19 protein-coding genes are annotated in these 18217 nt (G+C 64.4%); 6 read left to right on the plus strand and 13 right to left on the minus strand.

What is annotated here, in order from left to right; genetic code table 11:
* Nucleotides 1–9: 9 nt before the first annotated feature.
* Nucleotides 10–1767, plus strand: a complete 1758-nt coding sequence (eccE, locus tag LTV02_RS26830) for a type VII secretion protein EccE (RefSeq protein WP_233034622.1) — start codon at nucleotides 10–12, stop codon at nucleotides 1765–1767.
* Here the strand turns inward: eccE and LTV02_RS26835 are convergent.
* From LTV02_RS26835 to LTV02_RS26895, 13 genes are all read right to left on the minus strand, one after another.
* Nucleotides 1760–3304, minus strand: a complete 1545-nt coding sequence (locus tag LTV02_RS26835) for a serine/threonine-protein kinase (RefSeq protein ID WP_233034623.1) — start codon at nucleotides 3302–3304, stop codon at nucleotides 1760–1762. The two genes, eccE and LTV02_RS26835, sit on opposite strands and share 8 nt — an antisense overlap.
* Nucleotides 3305–3313: 9 nt before the next feature.
* On the minus strand, nucleotides 3314–4609 hold the full coding sequence (locus LTV02_RS26840) for a DUF7373 family lipoprotein (RefSeq protein WP_233034624.1): 1296 nt from the start codon (nucleotides 4607–4609) through the stop codon (nucleotides 3314–3316).
* Nucleotides 4610–4616: 7 nt separating this feature from the next.
* On the minus strand, nucleotides 4617–5864 hold the full coding sequence (locus tag LTV02_RS26845) for a DUF7373 family lipoprotein (RefSeq protein ID WP_233034625.1): 1248 nt from the start codon (nucleotides 5862–5864) through the stop codon (nucleotides 4617–4619).
* A gap of 94 nt (nucleotides 5865–5958) precedes the next feature.
* Nucleotides 5959–7470, minus strand: coding sequence for a type VII secretion protein EccB (gene eccB / locus LTV02_RS26850; protein WP_233034626.1), 1512 nt, complete (start codon nucleotides 7468–7470; stop codon nucleotides 5959–5961).
* A gap of 86 nt (nucleotides 7471–7556) precedes the next feature.
* A complete protein-coding gene (locus LTV02_RS26855) occupies nucleotides 7557–7871 on the minus strand; it encodes a WXG100 family type VII secretion target (RefSeq protein WP_233034627.1) in 315 nt (104 codons plus the stop codon).
* A gap of 30 nt (nucleotides 7872–7901) precedes the next feature.
* On the minus strand, nucleotides 7902–8237 hold the full coding sequence (locus tag LTV02_RS26860; protein WP_233034628.1) for a WXG100 family type VII secretion target: 336 nt from the start codon (nucleotides 8235–8237) through the stop codon (nucleotides 7902–7904).
* A 44-nt stretch (nucleotides 8238–8281) separates the two neighbouring features.
* A complete protein-coding gene (locus LTV02_RS26865; protein ID WP_233034629.1) occupies nucleotides 8282–9097 on the minus strand; it encodes an ESX secretion-associated protein EspG in 816 nt (271 codons plus the stop codon).
* On the minus strand, nucleotides 9094–10125 hold the full coding sequence (locus tag LTV02_RS26870) for a PPE domain-containing protein (RefSeq protein WP_233034630.1): 1032 nt from the start codon (nucleotides 10123–10125) through the stop codon (nucleotides 9094–9096). The genes LTV02_RS26865 and LTV02_RS26870 overlap by 4 nt, the downstream gene beginning before the upstream one ends.
* Before the next feature lie 14 nt (nucleotides 10126–10139).
* Nucleotides 10140–10457: a PE family protein gene (locus LTV02_RS26875; RefSeq protein ID WP_067711907.1), complete on the minus strand. Its 318-nt coding sequence runs from the start codon at nucleotides 10455–10457 to the stop codon at nucleotides 10140–10142.
* Nucleotides 10458–10484: 27 nt separating this feature from the next.
* Nucleotides 10485–11855, minus strand: coding sequence for a hypothetical protein (locus LTV02_RS26880; RefSeq protein WP_233041920.1), 1371 nt, complete (start codon nucleotides 11853–11855; stop codon nucleotides 10485–10487).
* Complete coding sequence (locus tag LTV02_RS26885) at nucleotides 11852–12166, minus strand: type VII secretion target (protein WP_233034631.1); 315 nt, start codon at nucleotides 12164–12166, stop codon at nucleotides 11852–11854. Before LTV02_RS26885 ends, LTV02_RS26880 begins: the two co-directional genes overlap by 4 nt.
* 111 nt (nucleotides 12167–12277) lie before the next feature.
* A complete protein-coding gene (locus tag LTV02_RS26890; protein ID WP_233034632.1) occupies nucleotides 12278–12502 on the minus strand; it encodes a YbaB/EbfC family nucleoid-associated protein in 225 nt (74 codons plus the stop codon).
* An 86-nt stretch (nucleotides 12503–12588) separates the two neighbouring features.
* Complete coding sequence (locus LTV02_RS26895) at nucleotides 12589–12954, minus strand: hypothetical protein (protein WP_233034633.1); 366 nt, start codon at nucleotides 12952–12954, stop codon at nucleotides 12589–12591.
* Nucleotides 12955–13100: 146 nt separating this feature from the next.
* Between LTV02_RS26895 and LTV02_RS26900 the strand changes: the two genes are divergently transcribed.
* From LTV02_RS26900 to LTV02_RS26920, 5 genes are read left to right on the plus strand one after another with little or no spacing between them, the layout of a single operon-like run.
* Complete coding sequence (locus LTV02_RS26900) at nucleotides 13101–13748, plus strand: hypothetical protein (protein ID WP_233034634.1); 648 nt, start codon at nucleotides 13101–13103, stop codon at nucleotides 13746–13748.
* A complete protein-coding gene (locus LTV02_RS26905; RefSeq protein WP_233034635.1) occupies nucleotides 13745–14320 on the plus strand; it encodes a hypothetical protein in 576 nt (191 codons plus the stop codon). The genes LTV02_RS26900 and LTV02_RS26905 overlap by 4 nt, the downstream gene beginning before the upstream one ends.
* A gap of 19 nt (nucleotides 14321–14339) precedes the next feature.
* Nucleotides 14340–16175, plus strand: coding sequence for a hypothetical protein (locus LTV02_RS26910; RefSeq protein WP_233034636.1), 1836 nt, complete (start codon nucleotides 14340–14342; stop codon nucleotides 16173–16175).
* Entirely contained in the window at nucleotides 16172–16969 is a 798-nt protein-coding gene (locus LTV02_RS26915; protein WP_233034637.1) for an ESX secretion-associated protein EspG, read from the plus strand. Before LTV02_RS26910 ends, LTV02_RS26915 begins: the two co-directional genes overlap by 4 nt.
* Complete coding sequence (locus LTV02_RS26920; protein ID WP_233034638.1) at nucleotides 16950–18119, plus strand: hypothetical protein; 1170 nt, start codon at nucleotides 16950–16952, stop codon at nucleotides 18117–18119. Before LTV02_RS26915 ends, LTV02_RS26920 begins: the two co-directional genes overlap by 20 nt.
* Nucleotides 18120–18217: the final 98 nt, after the last annotated feature.

Below are 18217 nucleotides of genomic sequence, written 5' to 3' on the forward strand. Positions count from 1 at the left end.
GGGGAACCTTTGAACGACTCGCCCGCGCCGAGACCCGCACCGGCGGAACTGCGTTCGGACGAGCTGTGGCTGTTCCGGAATCTGCCGCTGCGGCTGGTGATTCCGGTGGGCCTGCTCGCGGTGGCGGCCTCGCTGGTCGCCGTCGCGTTCCACGCGCCCTGGTGGGCCACGCTGATCGCCGCCGCCGTCCCGGTCCTGATCGGCCTGTTCCCGGTGCGGGGCACGCCGTTCGGGCTGCGCTTCGGCTCCTGGGCGGCGTTCAAATGGCGGCAGGCGCGGCGCAGGGAGATGACCGAGTCGCGGTTGTTCGACGTGCCGCTGCCCGAGGGCGGTAGTTATGGATTGCGTTGGGACGGAACGCTGCTCACCACCATGCTGCGTATCGATCCGCCACCGGACACGCTGACGCTGCTGAAGCGCGGGTCGCTGAGCACCGACCAGGTGTTGCCGCTGACCGAAATCGCTTCCTGCCTCAGGCAATACGACCTGGAGCTGGATTCCGCCGATGTGATCAGCACCGGTACCCGCACCGCCAGCGCCGAGGCCGTGCTGTCGGGCTATGCCGCCAGCATCGCACCGCTGGGCCACCTGTACGACGAAATCCTCGGCCCGCTACCGGCTATCGCGCATCGCACGGTGTGGCTGGTGCTGCGCTTGAACCCGCTGAACAACAGCAAGGCGGTCGACAATCGCGGCGGCGGTCCCGAGGGCGCGCTGCGCTCGGCCATCATCGCCACCCGGCGCGTCGCCAATCGCCTTGCCGCGCGGGGCATCACGGCCTCCGTGCTGACTTCCGCCGAGATGACCAGCGCGGTGCGTGAACTCAGCCGCGGCATCCCCGTCGGCCAGTTCGTGGAGCACCCGAAGTCGCTGGAGCACAACGGCATCCACCTCAACACCTTCCAGATCGACCCGGACGCCTTCACCGCCGACGGCCTGGCCGCCATCTGGACCGTCCGCAGCCTGGCCACCACCGTGACCGTGCGCCTGCGCCCGATCGCCAAGAGCTCCACCCGCGGTGAGCCGTCCGCCGACACCATCGAGGTCGATGCCCGCGTCCGCTACGACGCCACCGAGGAACTCGACACTCCCCCGCTGCCCGGCCTCCGCGAACTCAACGGCCTGCAACTCTGGGCCCTCGCCGATACCCTCTCCTTCGGCGCACAGGAAACCCGCTCCAGCGGCTATCGCGGTCCCCTGGAAGCACTTTCGGATATCGCGGTGCCCACTGCCGGCTGCGGCCAGCTGATCGGCGCCGACGCCACCGGCCGCGGCATCGCCGTCCCCCTGGTCGGCGACGGCTCCCGCCGCATCGACGTCGTCTCCGGACTCCCCCTGGCCCAGCAGGTCATCCTGCGCGCCATCGCCCTCGGCGCGGGCGCGGTAGTCCACACCAACCGCCCCGGCGCCTGGCAATCCATGATCAACAACGTCGGCTCCACCCACGCCCTGTCCCTGGCCTCCTCGGTCACCCAGAGCTCCCGGCAGAACATCATGAACCCCCGCGCACCCCACCCGGCCGCCACCATCATCGTCTTCGACGGCGTCCCCGCCTCCGCTCCCCCGGGCTCTGCCACCGTCCTGTCGGTCTACGACCGCCTCCCCGACGACTACCAGCCCGACGACGCGGACGTGACGATCCTCCAGCACCCCAACGATCCGCACATGGTCACCGTGCACACCCCGGCGGCGAGAACCGTTGCGCAGCTGGTGACCACGCCGACCGAGCAGCGATTCATCGGATTGGCTCCGGCGCGGGCTATTTGACGGTTCGGCTCAGGATCGGGACCAGCTTCTCCAGCAGGATCCGCTCCGACCTGTCGGACCACTCACGGAAGGCGGTGACCGCCGCGGGATCATCGAGCACGATGACCGTCGCGGGGGTCGAGCCGACCGCTACGGGCAGATTGACGAGGCCGCCATTGCCGGCGTCCGTGTCGCTGCGCACCACGAGCACGTAGCCGGACGTAATCGGCGCCATTGCCGTGTATTTGGCCTGACTGTCCGGAGCCACGGGGCGGGGGCTGGGCTCGTTGCCCGTGCGGGTGAAGCGGGGACTGTAGGAGAAGCCGAGATCCTCGAAGAACTTCGACTGGCTACTCGGCTTCAACTGGAAGTCCAGGTCGGCGGACTGTCCACTCTGACCTGAGATATCGATCGCGACAATGTATTTGCCGCCGAAGGCCGGGTTCTCCGCCTTCGCCTCCGCGACCGATTTCGGTGCGGCGAGCGCAGCCGAAGAGGTCGCCCCGGTGCCTGCGGTCGCGGGCGAAGGGGCCTTCGTCAACTGGATGCCAACAGTGACAGCCACGGCCACCACCGTGGCGGCGGCCCCGCCCAGCAGCCACCAACGCACTGCGTGCCCCCGCGACGCATCGGCGGACTCGGCCACGGGCTGCGGCCGCGCCACCGGCGGCGAGATCGTCGGCCGGGGCACCGTACTCATCGAAAGGCCCGAAACACCGTATTCGAGCGCCGATTTCAACGCCGCGGTCAGCTCATGACACGATCCGAAACGCTCATCGGGATCCTTGGCCAGCGCGACCGCCAGCACCTCGTCCACGGCCGCGGGCAGCCCCGGATCGATATCGGTGATACGAGGCGGCGGTTCGCTCAGATGCCCCATCATCACGACGGCCGGCTGCGTGCCCGGATACGGATTCCGTCCCGTTGCCAGCTTGAAGAACGAGCAGGCGAGCCCATAGATATCCGCCCGATGATCCACCGCCCGGCCTGCCAACTGCTCCGGCGACGCATACGCGATCGTGGCGACGAAACTGCCCGCCTGCGTGAGCTCGTTGGTGTCATCGGTGGACTTGGCGACACCGAAATCGGTGAGCAGCACCCTCTCTTCGCCGCCATCGACCGCTGACAGCAGGAAATTCGCCGGCTTGATATCGCGATGCAGCATGCCGCGCCGATGCGCATGATCCAGCCCGCGGCCGATCTCGGAGACAATATGCAACGCCCGCCACACCGTCATGGAACCCGGTTCCCGCTCCATGACCTGCGCTGCGTCTACGCCCTCCACATACTGCATGGCGATCCAGAGTTGCCCGTGCTCTTCACCTCGGTTGTACACCGACACGACATTCGGATGGTCGAGTGTGGCAGCGAGATTCGCCTCACGCTCGAAGCGGCCGCGGAATTCCCTGTCGCTCGAGTACTCCGCGCTGAGCACCTTGATCGCATCCCAGCGGGGTAGTTGCGGGTGGCGTGCGAGATAGACAGAGCCCATACCGCCGGTTCCGAGTAGCCGCTCCACTCGGTAGCCCCCGACGACGGACCCTGGGCCGATTGCCATCGTAAATCCTTACAGGTACTGACTTTTGGCCAGCAGCGTGTACTGAGCCGCGGCACGCTGGTGCAGATCGGGTAGCTGCGAGCTGGCTACACGGGCGACATAGCGGCCGTAGCGAAGGGTGCAGTAGTAGCGGTTCTTGGAGTCCCAGGCCGCCCCGTAATTGTCCTTGCTCGGCGTCGGATTCTCACCGCAGAACACATCGGGCACACCGGGAGCCGCGTCTGCTCTGCCGGGTTGCAGGGGCTTGATCCCGGTCCACAGGGCGGTCGCCGATTGCTCATCACGGGCACGCATGAGCTGCGCGCCGGTAGACGCCGTTGAGATGCGATCGACACCGTGTTCTTCGAACAGCTTTTTCCATGGCGCACGGTCAGCGATGAACTGCAGATAGCCGCGGGCGCCGTGCACTATCTCCTGCTTCGCGCTGAGGCTGAGGTAGTCCTTGGGGTGCAAGGTGCGACGCAGCATTCCGTCGGGGTCGTAGTCCAGGCGAAGCATGTCACGGGCAGACAGCGGAGGAAGTTTGTCCAGCAGTGGAATTTGAGCTGCAAACGCCTTCTCTACCAGGCTCTTCAGCCCATCGATATCGGGGTTCGGAAGTTGTGCGAATACGTTCATCACATACTGGCCGCGAGCAAGGGTCGCAGCCATCGACGGCACTCCCGGCCGCCAGTGCGATTTGGCTTCCGGGTACCCGGTGAGTGACAGATGGGCATTCTGGTCCGGTGCGACATCGAAATCAGCAGCTTCCATCTGCTCGGCCGCAGCTTGTGCGCGCTGTTGATCGGGGAACTGCAGCACAGTGATGTTGAGCGCCGCCGAATCGGGGATCCCGTTCACATCCCCGAACGGCTTGAAGTTGTCCGAAAGGTCGTAGCTATGCGTAGTGGGCAGCGGCTTGCTACTGCTCGCCGTGGTAACTGCCAGCAACATGCCGTTGCGTGCCAGTACCGGCCTTACCACTTTGCTGAGTACTTCCATTCCACTGGCAGGACTGACCACGTCGCCGCCCATATCGCCGTACACCAGGATCGGATCTACATCGGTTCCCAGTGCCATTGCATCGGCCAAACGCGCTATCGCCAACACCGAGCCGGTGTACACGCTGTGGCTCTCGGTGCTCCGGACATCGAAAGGATCGGTGGGGTAGTTACCTACGTCCAAAGTCCGCACATCGATCTCGCCTGCAGCTGGGCTGCCCGGAACGTTGCTCCCACAGGCAGCAAGCGTGGCTACGGTCACGGCCGCGGCGACAGCCGTGGAAAGGCCCTTGCCCCCAGAAGGGCGGCCTCGTCTCTCGAACACGGTTCCCCTACTTGTCGTTCGCGAGTATTGCGTACTGAGCGGAGATCCGTTGATACGCATCCTGCTGCTGTTGAGACCAGATCTCGGCCGCGTACCGTCCATGTGTGACATAACAGTGGTAGGGAAACGCACGGCTCCTCGGGCCACGGTACTTCTCGCACAGGGCTACCGGCAGACCCGGCGGTGGCTCGATGCGGTGGAGAAACCTGCTGGCCGATATCTCCTTCATATAGACGCCAGCCGCTGCGGCATCACGCGTCCTTACCAATTCTCCAGCGCCGTAGCTGATGTAGTCGACACCTGTTCGCTCGTACAGCTCACGGATCCGTGCCAGATCGGTCGATCGTTGAAGGGCGGTCTTGGAGTCCAGTCTGCCTGTCACCGCGTACCCGGTTCGGTCTCCGGTCGGCCGACTCAGCGTGAGGCGGAGCATGCCTTCGGGATCGACCGGCAACTCCGAAAGCTTGTCCATGGGCGTCGGCTGGAAGTTCTTCAGGCGCTCGGCGATAACGCTGGTCGTGTGGTCGGCCAATGCCACGAGGCCGGCCTGATCGCTGACATTCAGTTGTACGTTCTCGCGATTTAGAGCTACCGCGACGATTACGAATCTTCCTGTGGCATACCAGGATGCGAGAGTTTGCATCTTAGGCGTCCAGATGACCGCCGCAGTCGGATACTGCAGCGACTGCGCAGGTTCGGTTCCCTCGCCATATTTGAAGTTACGAGTGAATCCAGTGCGGGCGAGCGCCGGGGCTGCGACGGACGCCGCTTCGTCAGTTTCGAAGAGCATCGCGGCAGCGCTGATGTTGTACGCGATCGACTTGTCATCGCTCGACTGGCCGCGGATGTGGAACCCGGACACGAACCCGGATGTATTCTCCGCGAAACGCTCTCCGTCGAGCAATTCGAGAACTGCACCTCCGTCGAAATCCTCCGCACGTGTGAACGGAGCTACGTCGCCGGCGTAGTAAGTCAGCGCCGGGTCGATCTCCTGGGGAAGTGGCATGACCCGAGCGAGCCGCAATGCCTCCAGGTTGCGCCCCATCGCCGCGCGGTCCTTCGGAACCACGTCCGTCGGCCCCGCTGAATAGGGGCCTACGTCGAGTTTGGAGAGATCGATCGAGTCCGAAGTCGAGTTAACCGCTTCGGATTCGGAACCGCAGCCGACGCTCGTCAGACCCGTGATCACGAGTACGAGAGCCAACGCGGCGCGTTGTCCGAAGCGGGCTGGCCAAAGACGATTCAGCCCGAGCACTAGCCTTCCCCCAACCCACTCCGCCAGGCGGAGAGTCATTTCCGATTCACCGATCGTAACGGAAAGATCGAATAGGGGCCGAGCCGCCGCCGGTTCAGGAGCCGGTGGGAAGGATGTCTCGTTGGGTCAGCGCATCCTGAGCAGACAATGTCGGGCCTGCGACAAGCTGACCGATGATCGACCAGGGTGCCAAGTGCGGCGTGGAGCCCAAGCCGAGAATCTGAGCCGTCTTGGCATCCGGAATACCGTAGCGAATACCGTTGTCGGCCACGTAGAACAAGCTGTCGCGCCGCAGACTGCCGGGCTCTGTGCCCGTGACGATCACATATTCGCCGGTCGAGGGCGGGATGTATACCGCGTCGATGCGATCACCGGTCTTATCGGCTGTCGCCAGCGCCACCGGGGTCGCGGACTCGGGCAGCGGCAGGCGAGTACCGGTCAGCAGAGTCACGATGGAACGATCCGACGGTCCTTCGGTCGCATCCGTTTCCGTGCGTCCGGCACCGCTTTGCTTCGCCCACGAGATACACGCGACCGGGTTGTCTTCAGCCTTGATCACCTTCGGTGCTTCCGCAGGGAAATCGTCCACGGGGAGTGAGTGCACCGTGGGAACGCCATCGAGCAAATCCGGCGGCACCGACTTGATCTCACTCATACCCTGCGAGTCAGCATTGCGAATCACCACCGAGGTGAAGGACGAAATACGCTGCACCCCACCGGATAACACAACGTAGAGTTCAGGGCTGCCCGAGCTGTCCGCGGCACCCACCCGAATCACGCCGCCAATCTTGATGTTGCTCAGCTTCCCGGGACCGGACTCTCCGGCATTCGGAATCGTCGGTGAAACCAGTGGTGGCACCTCCCGCGCCGCACCCAAGAGGTCGGTTGAGATCGGCCGCGGCTGCATTCCAGAGAGGTTCAGGGACCTCGCCATGACAGTGTTCTGAGGATCTACTTCGGCGCGTTTGCCGTCGTAGATCAGGTAGGTCTTGTCGCCCTTACGAACCAGCAGGGCGGCGCCGGATTCCGCCTTGCGCATACGGTCGCTGAGCTCGAGGCCACCGGCGATAGCAGTGGTGGTGGCACCTGCGGACGATGCCGCACCGCCGGTCGCCGAAAGCTGAACGATATCGCAGAGGGTCCACTGCGATCGATCACCCTGCCGTGTCCCCGGCAAGGCAGCCGGGGCACCTGGAATGCCGAGAATGGGCCCCCGAGGAACAGAACTGAGCTTGCTGTCTTTGACCGATGTCGGTGACTCACCGCTTCCAGCGATCAATCGCGCGGACGCGAGATTCAGCGTGGGGTGCAGGGTCATCTTTGTCTTGTCGGTCTTGTCGCGCACCACGACATACAGTGCGCCACTGTCCTTGCCCATCACGATGTTCGCGTTGCCGATCGAACCTTGGGGCTTGATGAACGCCATGATCGCCGCCCCGGCCACCACAAGCAGAGCCAGGATCGCGCCCGAGATCAATGAGCGGAACTGCGCGCGCATGGGGTCGTGCAGCATGCGCACATCACGGCGGATCAGCGCGTGATCGAGTCGGCGCAGCAGGAAGCGATACCCATTGACCTGGGCCTTTGTGGTCAATTGTGCTGGCACGAAACCTCCATCAGGCCAACGGCGTACACGCTAGCGGCCCGCCTGCTCACGCTTGTGCGAGCTGGCGGGCCGCATCACGACTGAGACTAGCTGAACAGGCTCTCGACCGACTTGTCCGCGCCCTGGGCACGGGAGCCGGCATCACGCACGGCCTGCGACATCGCGTCCAGGGTGCCGATGGTGGAACCGGCCTCGCCGGCAGAGGTGCCGAACTCCTGGTCCCACTTCGTCTTCTGAGCCTTGAACGCGTCGTAACCGGAGTTGCCTTCCCACGCGGTCATCAGGTTGTTGGCAGCGGTCTCCAGATTCGAGGCCTCCGTCAGCAGCTTTCCGCGCAGCTCGCTCAGCGTGCTCTCCAGTTCGCTGATGGTGCCGAAGTGGTACTTCAATCCGTCGGACATGACAGATCCTTTCGATTGGTATTCGGGTGATTAAACGAGGTTGGTGTGCTTGCCGGCGGTCGCGTTGTTCCGCAGGTTGTCGAAGTAATCCTTGTTATCGGAGTCCATGGTGGAGTACTTCGTGTTACCTTCGCCGACCATCTGAGTGATGGTGTCGAGGATGCCCTTCAAGCGGTCCGCCTCGTCTTCCCAAGCGATCGCGGCATTGGCGAAGGCGGTGTGCGCCTGACCCTGCCAGCCACCCTTGGCAGCCGCCGCAGCCTCGGTGACCGAGTTGATGGTGGTCTTGATCGCGTTGACCGCGTCGGCCATCGAATCCGCGACGCCCTTGGCGCCGAACGATTCGAAATTAACCTCTGTCGTCATTCTTCTGCCCTCTCCTGGTGATACTTATTTCGGCTCTGTGGCTCTCATACGGTGTGGTCGCTCGCGTGATAATCGGGCATCCACCTCCCTCCCGGCACGATCCCAACCAATGCCGAAATCGCCTGCGCGACCCGGTGATCGGTGCCAGGTGTGAACGTGGACCAGACTTGCTGGTCCGAGGCGACCCCCGGTGCCGCCACGATGCGGCCGCGCGCGGTGTCGTAGATGACGACAGCCGCCGGTGATCGGTCTGTGACGCCGTCGGCGTGGGCATAGGCCACCACTTCGGCGTAGCTGTGGCAGGACGCGAGGGCCAGGCCGTACGCGGTCGCGTCGGTCTCGGGCAGTCCGAGCGCGTAGATCACGTTCGTGTAGTCCGCTGAACTCGTTGCCGCATCCAGTTTTTCGCGGATCTCCTGCGCCGGAGCGCTGAAGTTCGCGACGGCTGCGGGCGGGCAGGGGCCGAGTGCTTCGAGGATCGGTCCGGCGAGCGATTCGCCCGTACCGTCGGCCCAGATCGAACGGATCTCGATGCTGTCCCCGCGCCGGACGGCCACCACGTGCTGGCCGTCGCGCTGGGCGACGCAGATTCGGATCTGACCGTTCGAGGTGTAGACACGCACTGCGAGTTCATGATCCGGCTGAGCGAGCACGAAAAGCTCTGCGGCGGTTTCCGGTTGCGCGTCTCCGTATGCGTCGATCACTCGCCCGCTGCGTAGTTCGGCGCGCGCCTGCTCCTGTGCCCGTGCCAGCTCACGGTACGAATCCTGTTGCGGTCCAATGGCGAGCACCAGGGGCAAGGTCTGCACCCCGAGCCGCGCGGCCAGCGCCATCACTCCGTCATTGCTCAACGTGATCACGAAGCCGCCTCCGCGGTGGCGGCGGGAGCTACGGGCGCGGCCGGTTCCGATCCGGTGCTCGCGGCATTGAACGCGATGTCCGGGATGCGCTGCGCGTTCGGATCGACGCCGCCGAGCACGGCGGGCGCCACCTGCATGCCCGAGGTGAGCCCGAGCGCTTCGTCCGAGCCGGGCACCCCGGCCAGGCCGGGCCGCACCGTGTGCTCTTCCTCGTCCTGTCCGTGACCACCGGCCGCCGCCGGCGCCATCGGCATGGACGACACGCCCTTCTGCACCGTAACCGGCTGCACCGTGGTCTTTTCCGAGGTGACATTGTTGACCGGGGTGACGCCGCGCGCGGATATCCGCGTCAGCACGCGCGGAATATTGATCGGCCCGATCGACATCTGCGGGACACCGCCCGAAACCTGCGGCGCTTCGGCTTCGGCCGGCGCTGCCGTGGGCGCTTCGGTGAGCGCCTCCATGCCCGCCGTCACCGCGGGCGCTGCCTGGTGTTCCCAGGGCGTGGCGAGGGGTTCGGTGGTCGCCTCGTAGGTCCGCATGACCCGCGCCGCAACGGCTTTCGCGGCATCGGCGTCCTCGTCCGCTTTCGCCACCTGAGCCAGCATGGGCGCCCCGATGGCCGCCCCGACCGTCTCCAGCAGCTTCTGCATATCCCGGATCTGCTCGACCTCACCGGCATCCGGCATCGCCAGTCGCGCGATTTCGTATGCGGCGGCGTGGGTTTCGGCTTTGATGGCGTTACCGGCCGCGGCCGCCGCGGACTCGGTGAACCAATCCCGCAGTGCCCGAATGCGTTCGATGAACGCCCGGCTGTTCTGCGATTCCCACGCGGTATCCAGGTTCGCCAGGATCCGCTCGTATTCGATGGCCGCCGCTCCGAACCCGGCGCTCAATCGCGCCCACGCGAGACCCGCTTCGGCAGCGGGCACCGCACCGGCCCCGCTCACCAGGTCACGCGCCAGCTGCTCCGGTTCCCTGGCTTCCCAGACAACGTCGGTGAAGCCGGGTTTCGTCGGTTCGACCATCGAATACGACCTGCTCAGGCGACCGTGAAGCCGAGGGCGTTCTCGTCCTCGGATCGGGTGAACTGGGTGGATTGCGCGCGCAGCACCGCCGCGAGCTTGCGCACCTCGTCCACGCCGGTGCCACCGGACTGCTGGAACGAGGCGGCCACCGCGTTGAGCGACTGCGCGGCCCGCACGGACACCTCGTCGGAGCCGGCCGGGGTGATGGCGAGCTTCGCCTGCTCGATGCTCATCCCCCCGGCGAGCCGGTCGGCGAGCGCGTCGAGCTGCGAGGCGACGGCGAGAGCGCTCGTCGCGTCGAAGCTGATGCCCTCGAATTCGTTGGTGCTCATGCCAATCCTCCTGTTACCCCTGATATGTCAGAGCGTGAGCGCTTTGTCCGGTGGTTCTTCGACGGTCTCGACCGCACCGACGACGGGGATCGAGACGCCTTCGATAACGCCGACCACTTCGTCGCCGTGGGCGCCGGTGACCAGGTTGGCCTTGGTCTCGGCTTCGGACTCGTCGGCGGCGCCGGCCCGTCCGGTGTTGGCCGCGCCGGGCGACATCATGCTGGGACTGCTTGCGGCCCTTGCGGTTTGCGCGCCCGAGGACGCACCACGACTACCCGAACCGCCGGTCGCCTCGCTGGCCGCGATCCGGCCGCTGGTCGCCCCGCTGGCCGGGCTGCCGGAACCGCTGCCCGCACTCGGCAGACCGCCGACGATGCCACTGCCGGAACCGCCGCCGCTCCCACCCGAGCCACCGGATCCGCCGCTGGCCGTCTTCTCTTCCTGCTTGGCGCTGCCGCCATTGCTGCCGGACCCGGATCCCGAACCGGAACCACCGCTGGTCCCGCTGGTGTCCTTGGTCAGCGCGCTCACCAGATCCTTGCCCGCCGAGCCCACGCTGCTGGCGAGCGTGGTACCGGTGGAGGCCACCGAAGCGCCCTTCTCGACCACCTTGGTGGCCGCGGTGCCCGCCGCGCTCAGGTACGGCGTAACCGCCTGCGAGGCAGCGCTGGCCAGCGTGCCGATATCGGCGATGGTGGGTGCGCCGGCGATGGCGATCTTCGTACCGGCCTGCACGGCCGAGACGGTGTGCACGGCCAGGTCGGCGCGGGTCTGCGCGACGATCACGCCGCCTTCGGTCAATGCGTCGGTGACGGTGGCGATCAGCCAGGGCACCCCGGCCGGGGTGGCGAGCAGCGCCATGCCGCCGCTGATCTGTGCGATGGTCCGGGTGATCAGTGCGCTGAGCAGCGCATAACCTTGCGCCACCGCACGTTCCGCGTCGGCCAGGATCACCCGCAGCGCATCACCCTGAGCACCGACGATCGGATTGTAGGCATCGACCTGCTGGCTCTGGATGTTCGCGGCGGTCGCTCCCTGGCCGACGAACCCGGTATCCACCGTCGCGGAGGCCGCCGAACTCGCCCCCGTCGCCGAGGTCAGCGCCGACGACACCGCGGTGAAGATCTTCGACAGATCGAACGCGCTCGCCAAACTGCTTCCCGCGGTGCCGAATGCGGACAGCAGCGAAGTCAACGGCGAGATCAGCGACGACAGGTCGATTGTCGGCAGGGTCGGCAGACTGATCCCGGACAGGTCCGGAAAGCTCACGGTCGGAAGCGAAGGCAGCTGAGGCAGATTCAATCCGCTCAGCACTTCCGACACCGGCTTGTCCAGGTACGGTCCGACCGGCGTGGTCCGGACCACGTCCAGGACGGTCTGATTGGCCGCTTCGGTCACAGCGAAGACAGAACGGATTTCAGGAGGTTGACGCCCGACGTGGTCTCAGCGCCCTCGTACACGCCCACCGCAGAGTAGGCCGCGACGGTCGTCTTGGCGTGCACCGCCGCGATCTCGGCCGCCGAGGACAGGTAATTCGCCTGCGCCAGCCCGAAAGCCACCAGGAAATCCTGCCCGATCAGCCCGAACACCGGCACCGCCTGCGCCATCGCACCCACCGAGTCGGCCGCCGCCGCCCCCGCGATGTTCGCCGCGATAACCCCGTGTTCGGTCCCGTAATTCGCGATTGTCAGGTAATCCGCCTTGAGCACGGTGTCCCCTCCCTCATGCCTCGATCTTGAACAACACTACAATCTTGAAAAAGGTTGTGCCAGACGATAAACCGTAAACGCAGTCTCAACCCTGCGTGAACAAAACGGCCCCTACCCGGCCATCTCCTCGTTGAACCGGTTCACCAGCGCCGCCCGCCGCTCGAACGCCACCCGAGCCGCAGCCGCCGCCGTGGTCACCACGGCCCGCTCGAACTCCTCCGGCGTCATCCGCGAAATCCCCGCGCTGAACTGCAAATCCGTAAGCGCCCCATTGCCATCCACCTCGGCAACAACGGCCCCGTCCTCCGAAGTCTCCCGCCCCCTGACCGCCTTCATCTGATCAGCCAAGTCCTGAAACCGATACAGCTGCCTACGAACCCGCTCCTCGAGCTCATCCATCGACTGAACCACAGAGCCCCTCCTCACACAGTCCGCAACCAGCTCTGTGGCTCGGTATCGTAGTCCTGCTCTTCGACAAGTTCTTGCTGAGCGACATCGGCTTCGGTGGGGAGACCGGTGCGGGCGAGCGCTTCGGGGCTCATGCCGGACTCCTCCAGCTGCTTGCGGAGGGCTAGTCCGGCGCGGGCGGCGGCGCGCTGGCACAACCGCAGCAACTCCCCAGCCAACTCGTCTGGATTTCGATGCAGCTCAGCCGGATCAACCTTCAAGGCCACGGGAATCCCCTGCGGGGTGGTTCGCACGCGAATCGCCCCGGATTGCGACGCCGAATCAACCGTCTGCCAGCCCCCTTCAGCAGGGCCGACCGCCCCGGTCACCTCTTCGGCCATCGACGAACTCCCTCCCAGATCGTTAGGCGTAGGAGTATCACATACTCACGAGTTCGCGCCAATGAGTTAGCTCGCGGAATGCCACCGAGCACTCGAGTGAACGCGCACGCGAGGACTGTTCTCCAGCTTCGTGATACGGTCCGATCATGTCCAGATCGGGGGATCAGCAACAACGTGGCGCGGCGTTCTGGCCGATCGTCGCGGTAGTACTCACCTCAGCCTTATGGGCGGCGATTCTGGTTGCACTCCGTGCCGGAAGCTCCTCGGATGACGCCGGGTATTCGAGCGCAAGCCCCGATCTACGCGGCTATCACATCGTCGACAGCCCCTGCCGGGTAGGGGATTTCACGGTCATGGGCGATCGATTCAGAGTGGCGTCCGGTGGTGTTTCTCGCATGCAGATCACCGTTTCCCGTCATGACGCGCTAGATACCGCCCGGTGTCTTGTGGACCTCGTTTCGGAAAAGACCAAAGGTCTCCTCACGACAGTTGCCGCGGTACACAAGCAATCCAATCCGATTTCGTCTTTCCGAGCCGGATTCGACACCGCAGAGTTGGACGGCTGGGACGGCGCAAGCGCCGAAGGGATCGAGAAAGTCCCCGACTTGGGGGATGAGGCATACATCGTATCTGGCGGTAGCAATGGAAGCAGAGCGACTCTCCGCATCCGAGACGGCTGGTTCACTTACGAGCTCACATGGCAGTCCGTCGGTGGGGATGGATTTTCGAAGGACAACCGGCGGCAATTCCTGACGTCCTACGCCGCCGACACACTCCCGAGGTACCGGCAATGACAGCGACCGAGTCTCGAAAACGACCACTGCTATGGATCTTCGGTGCGATTGTGGTCACCTCGGCGGTGTGGGCGACAGGCATAGTTGCGTTCGGACGACCCGCCCTGTCAGCGACTGCGACGGCGGCCGCGAGTGAATTCCGCACTGTCGATGACCTTTGCGCCGTCGCCGATCTTTCAGCAGTCACCGCAGCCGGCTTCTCCGAACGACCGGGAAAGAGCAGCCTGACGCCCCGATCCGCCACATCGAAACACGCTGCGGTAGCGGAGTTCCGGGCAGCCCATCAGGCCAAAGTCGACGAGAGCCTCGGAACACCTGTAGCGAAGTCGGAAATCACCACGATTCCCGGCCTGGGCGATGACGCCTACCAGATCATCACGCCGGGAGCCGAAGCGTCCCCCTATGCCCAGTTATGGGTTCGAGTCGGTTCGATGGTTTACAGCACGACCTGGTCGCAGTACGTCTCAAAAGACCAGAGCGAAGTGACACTGCTGCCCGGGAGCGAAGTCGTAGAGCTTCTCCGCAAGGTTGCGACGGTGACGCTGCCGGCCCTTCGCGCCCAACAGAATTGATCGACCGGGGAGGACCACAGTGGCCGAATCGATGAGCGACCTCTACACAAACGCAGGCAACGATACGCTGACCTTCGACCCTGCTGCAGCAGTCAAAGCAGTGGCCGCTTGCAATGAGCTGATCGGGAACTTGATCCATATCAGCAATTCCTTAGAGGTACTGCGAACCTACGGTAAGGATTTCGCCGGCCCTTACGAGCCGTTCAAATCGGGCCGGAACTGGGCAGACGGATTTCGCGGACTCGCAAGTGACGCTCAAAATATAATCAAGGCACAGATGAGCACCGCCGAGAACTTCATCAACCTGTTCAAGCAAGCCGCCAAGACTCACGATAATGCCGAGCAGGATTCGGTGACGGCATTGATGAATGTAAAGGTAAATAGAGAGGAAATAAAACTAACGACTCGTTTGAGCAATGCCGCTGTAAACGATCCGATCAAGAAACATGAGCGCCCGGCCGTCGATACCTCCGCATTCTCCAGCGACTACTTCGGGCAAAGAAGCAATTACCAGCCCATCGGCCCCGGCGTCAAGGTTCCGGACAAGGACAGAGCCGTTCACCCCGAGAACTCCACCAGCCTGACTTGGGATAACTTCTGTGCTTTGAAGCCGGAGCTCAACCTGGAACTCAACATGGTGGGCCGCGATTGGCTGGTGTTGCAGGACAAGTTGCATCTCGCTCTCGACAACTTCAATACGGCGACCGCGGTCGATTCCTTCGTCACGAACGGATGGCACGGAAACGGTTCCAGCGCAGCATCGAAGCTGACGGCAAATTTCGTCACAGAAGCCCGGAAAGTCGCCAACAAAATGGGCGATATCGCCGGCCAGGCGTACACCGCTGCCGGCTACCTGTCAGCTACGGAGAAAGAGATGCCTTCCGGAAGCCAGGCGCTGAAGAAGACAGACGGGAATGGCCTCTACTGGATCGAGGATGGAAATAAGGAGGGCCGCGGAACCAACGAAGCGGAGGCGATGGAGGATCTCGTCAAGTATTACAGATTCGCCTTTGACCAGACCTATGTCCGTGGCATCGACGAATACAATACCGGGCTAGTCGAATTCGAGCCGTACTCGGCTCCACAGCTCGTCGTACCGACAACACCGACTCCCACCGGGAACGGGCTCGGCAACGGCCTCGGGAACGGGACCGGCAACGGTGGCGGCACGCCAACCACTCCGACTCCGGCCTCCCCCACCTTGCCGACCTCACCGACATCCCCCACCTCACCCACTTCGCCGACATCACCAACCTCGCCGACGTCTCCCACCTCGCCGACCAGCGATACAACACTGTCGACCCTCGCCTCGTTGGCATCTACCGTTGCCACACAAGGAGCCTCGCTGATTTCCACTTTGGCCACGCAGGGCTCCACGGTGGCCCAGAAGGGGATCGAAGCATTGTCCTCCTCGCTGAAGCAGAACACCGGTGCCGGCGGAACAGGCAGCGGACAGCAAGAGCAGAAGGTCAATCTCGAGGGTGTGGCCGCCGGCGCCGGCATCGTCGGCGGCGGATCCGGCGGCGGCGGCGCGGGTGGCGGATCGGGAGCCGGTGTCACGGCGGCCGCTGCCAAAGAGCTCTCGAGCAAGTTGTTCCCACGCGCCAGTGCGCAAACGAATGCCACCACCGAAACCGAGGTCGCTGCAACCACATCCCGAGCCGGCTTGGCAACCACATCGACCGGTACCACGAGCACGCCCATGTCCGGCATGCCGATGAGTGGAGCAGGCGGTGCCGCAGCGGGTGCGGGCAAAGAAGCCAAACGAGCCGAGTATCTCAAATCGAACGAGAACCTCGAAGAGGTCTTCGAGGCCGCTCCCAATGCCGTCCTCCCCGTGGCGGATCGGCCATGAGCAGACACTGGCGATTCGGCGACCTCGAGTTCACCGTCCTCTGGGAGATGATCACCGGCGATGATCTGCCGGCCCCATTGATCTTCACCAGTCGTACTCCGCTCCGCGACGACTACTTCCGCGAGAAGCGTGAGATGGTCGAGCAGCTGCGTAGCAAATGGGATTACTCAGTGGACGCGCTCGCAGACGTCATCGAGCAGCCCGACCTGCGGGTGATCGTGTCCGGAGTCGACGGGCGCGACGAACGGCGAGCCGACGGACGAATCCGGATGATCGCCCTGCGACGGGGTGACCGTGGGCTATTGATCAAGCAGCTACCTGGTGAAACCTACTCGCACAGTGGTGGATTCACGGTCCGTGAGTGCGATCCGGTCCGCTTGGCGGACGAGGTGGCTGCTGCCTTGCCCGAGACGGATGCCGGTCGGCAAGGCAATACTCCTTTGGCCGACCCCAGCGCAGGTCCAATGGTCGAGCCGCAGTTCGACCGTCTGATCATCGATGACATCTTCGCGGACTCGGCAACCTTGCGTTCGAAGAAGTTCCTCGCCATCACCCCGATGTGCATGGGCACGATCGAGGTCCGGCAAGGACACTCCAAATTCGGCCCGAAGGGGATGGTCTCGCACAGCCTCCAGTGGCGTGATCTCGAGGATGACGGGCGCTACGTAATTCGTCGCGAGCCACCCTACGTCGCGGTTCCAGCCGATTCGAAACAGCTGATCGCCTCGATCAATGTCTGTGTCGCGGCGGTCATCCGGGCGATCAAGGATGAGCGTGGGACCTTACAGCCCTGACACCGGCACCGATTCGCCGGACATCGGATTCACACTCGGCTTCGGCGAGACGATCACGCCGAAGCCCGAGCCCCGTTCGGACAGCGACGCATTGACGGCGATCACCGCAGAGCTGACAGCACTCCTCGGGCCCGGCTGGGAGAGCCTGGACGCAGCGATCGCAATGACGGTGACGGACGAGGCCGCTCAGATCGTGTTGTCGAACGGAGAACAGGCCACGCTGGCTCGCCCATCGGCGGCTCTGCTCACCGCACTGCGGGAGCACCGGCAACTCTCGGCTCGTGCGGGCGGCGGTCCGTGGTGGCGATTCCTGGCCGCGGTGACCAGAAGCGGTGGGGTTCAAGTCGAGTACGACTTCGGGGCCGAGCCGTTCCCGGGCGATCACCTGTTTCCGCCTCCCGCCTATCGAGCCGATCTGGAGACATTTCCACGAGATCGACTGCCGGTCTGGCTGGCGGCGTACATCTTCGACGAACGATCGCAGGTTCGCACGCCGGCTGACGCGTTCGCTCGATCGCAGGTGGAAGCCGAGGCAGGAATCAATGCGGTTCGCGACAACGGTACGTTGCCGCCGCTGTCCGTGCTCTGGGCACGATGGGCGGTCATCTCGGCGGCATTCGTCGCTTTGAAATCGCCTTGGGGACCGCGGGTCACAACGGCCTTGGGCTGGTTCGAAGGGGCCGAGCACAGTGGGTGTTCGTTGCATCGATTGCCGGGCGGTCGCGCCGTGCTGTCAGGCGGGGTGTGGAACGCACCGGAACTGGATGCTCACTACAACGACAAGAAGCCGCTGCCGGAGCTCTATCGCGGCGCCCCGGATTGGGTAGCCGCGCCCGTACTGAATCCTCGTGCCGAAAGCGGTCTGCTCTCGTTCTGCTATTGGTGGGATACAGCGGGTTGGATGCGCGGGGAATCCTCCGCAGCCGAAGGGTTGCGGACGGCATTGCCTGGAATCTGGACCACAGCCGACACCGTCGATGTGATCGCACAGCTGATCGACGATATCGACCGAACAGCGGTCGAGATGCTGGTGCTCGCCGCGGAAAATAGTGACGCCAGCCGGGTGCATCTGTCGAATGCGCTGGGACACACCGCGTCTGATATCGGCGGCGGCTACTACCAGCTGATGCTGGCTGGGGTTGCGAAATGACAGTGCGCTACGACCGCCGCCGCGGTAACACGGTCGCGTCCGAACCGTGTCCTGTATATGATCGGCCGGGAGTTGGGGTTCTTCCGATGATCGTGAGC

The organism is Nocardia yamanashiensis, assembly GCF_021183565.1.
Taxonomy (GTDB): Bacteria; Actinomycetota; Actinomycetes; order Mycobacteriales; family Mycobacteriaceae; genus Nocardia; species Nocardia yamanashiensis.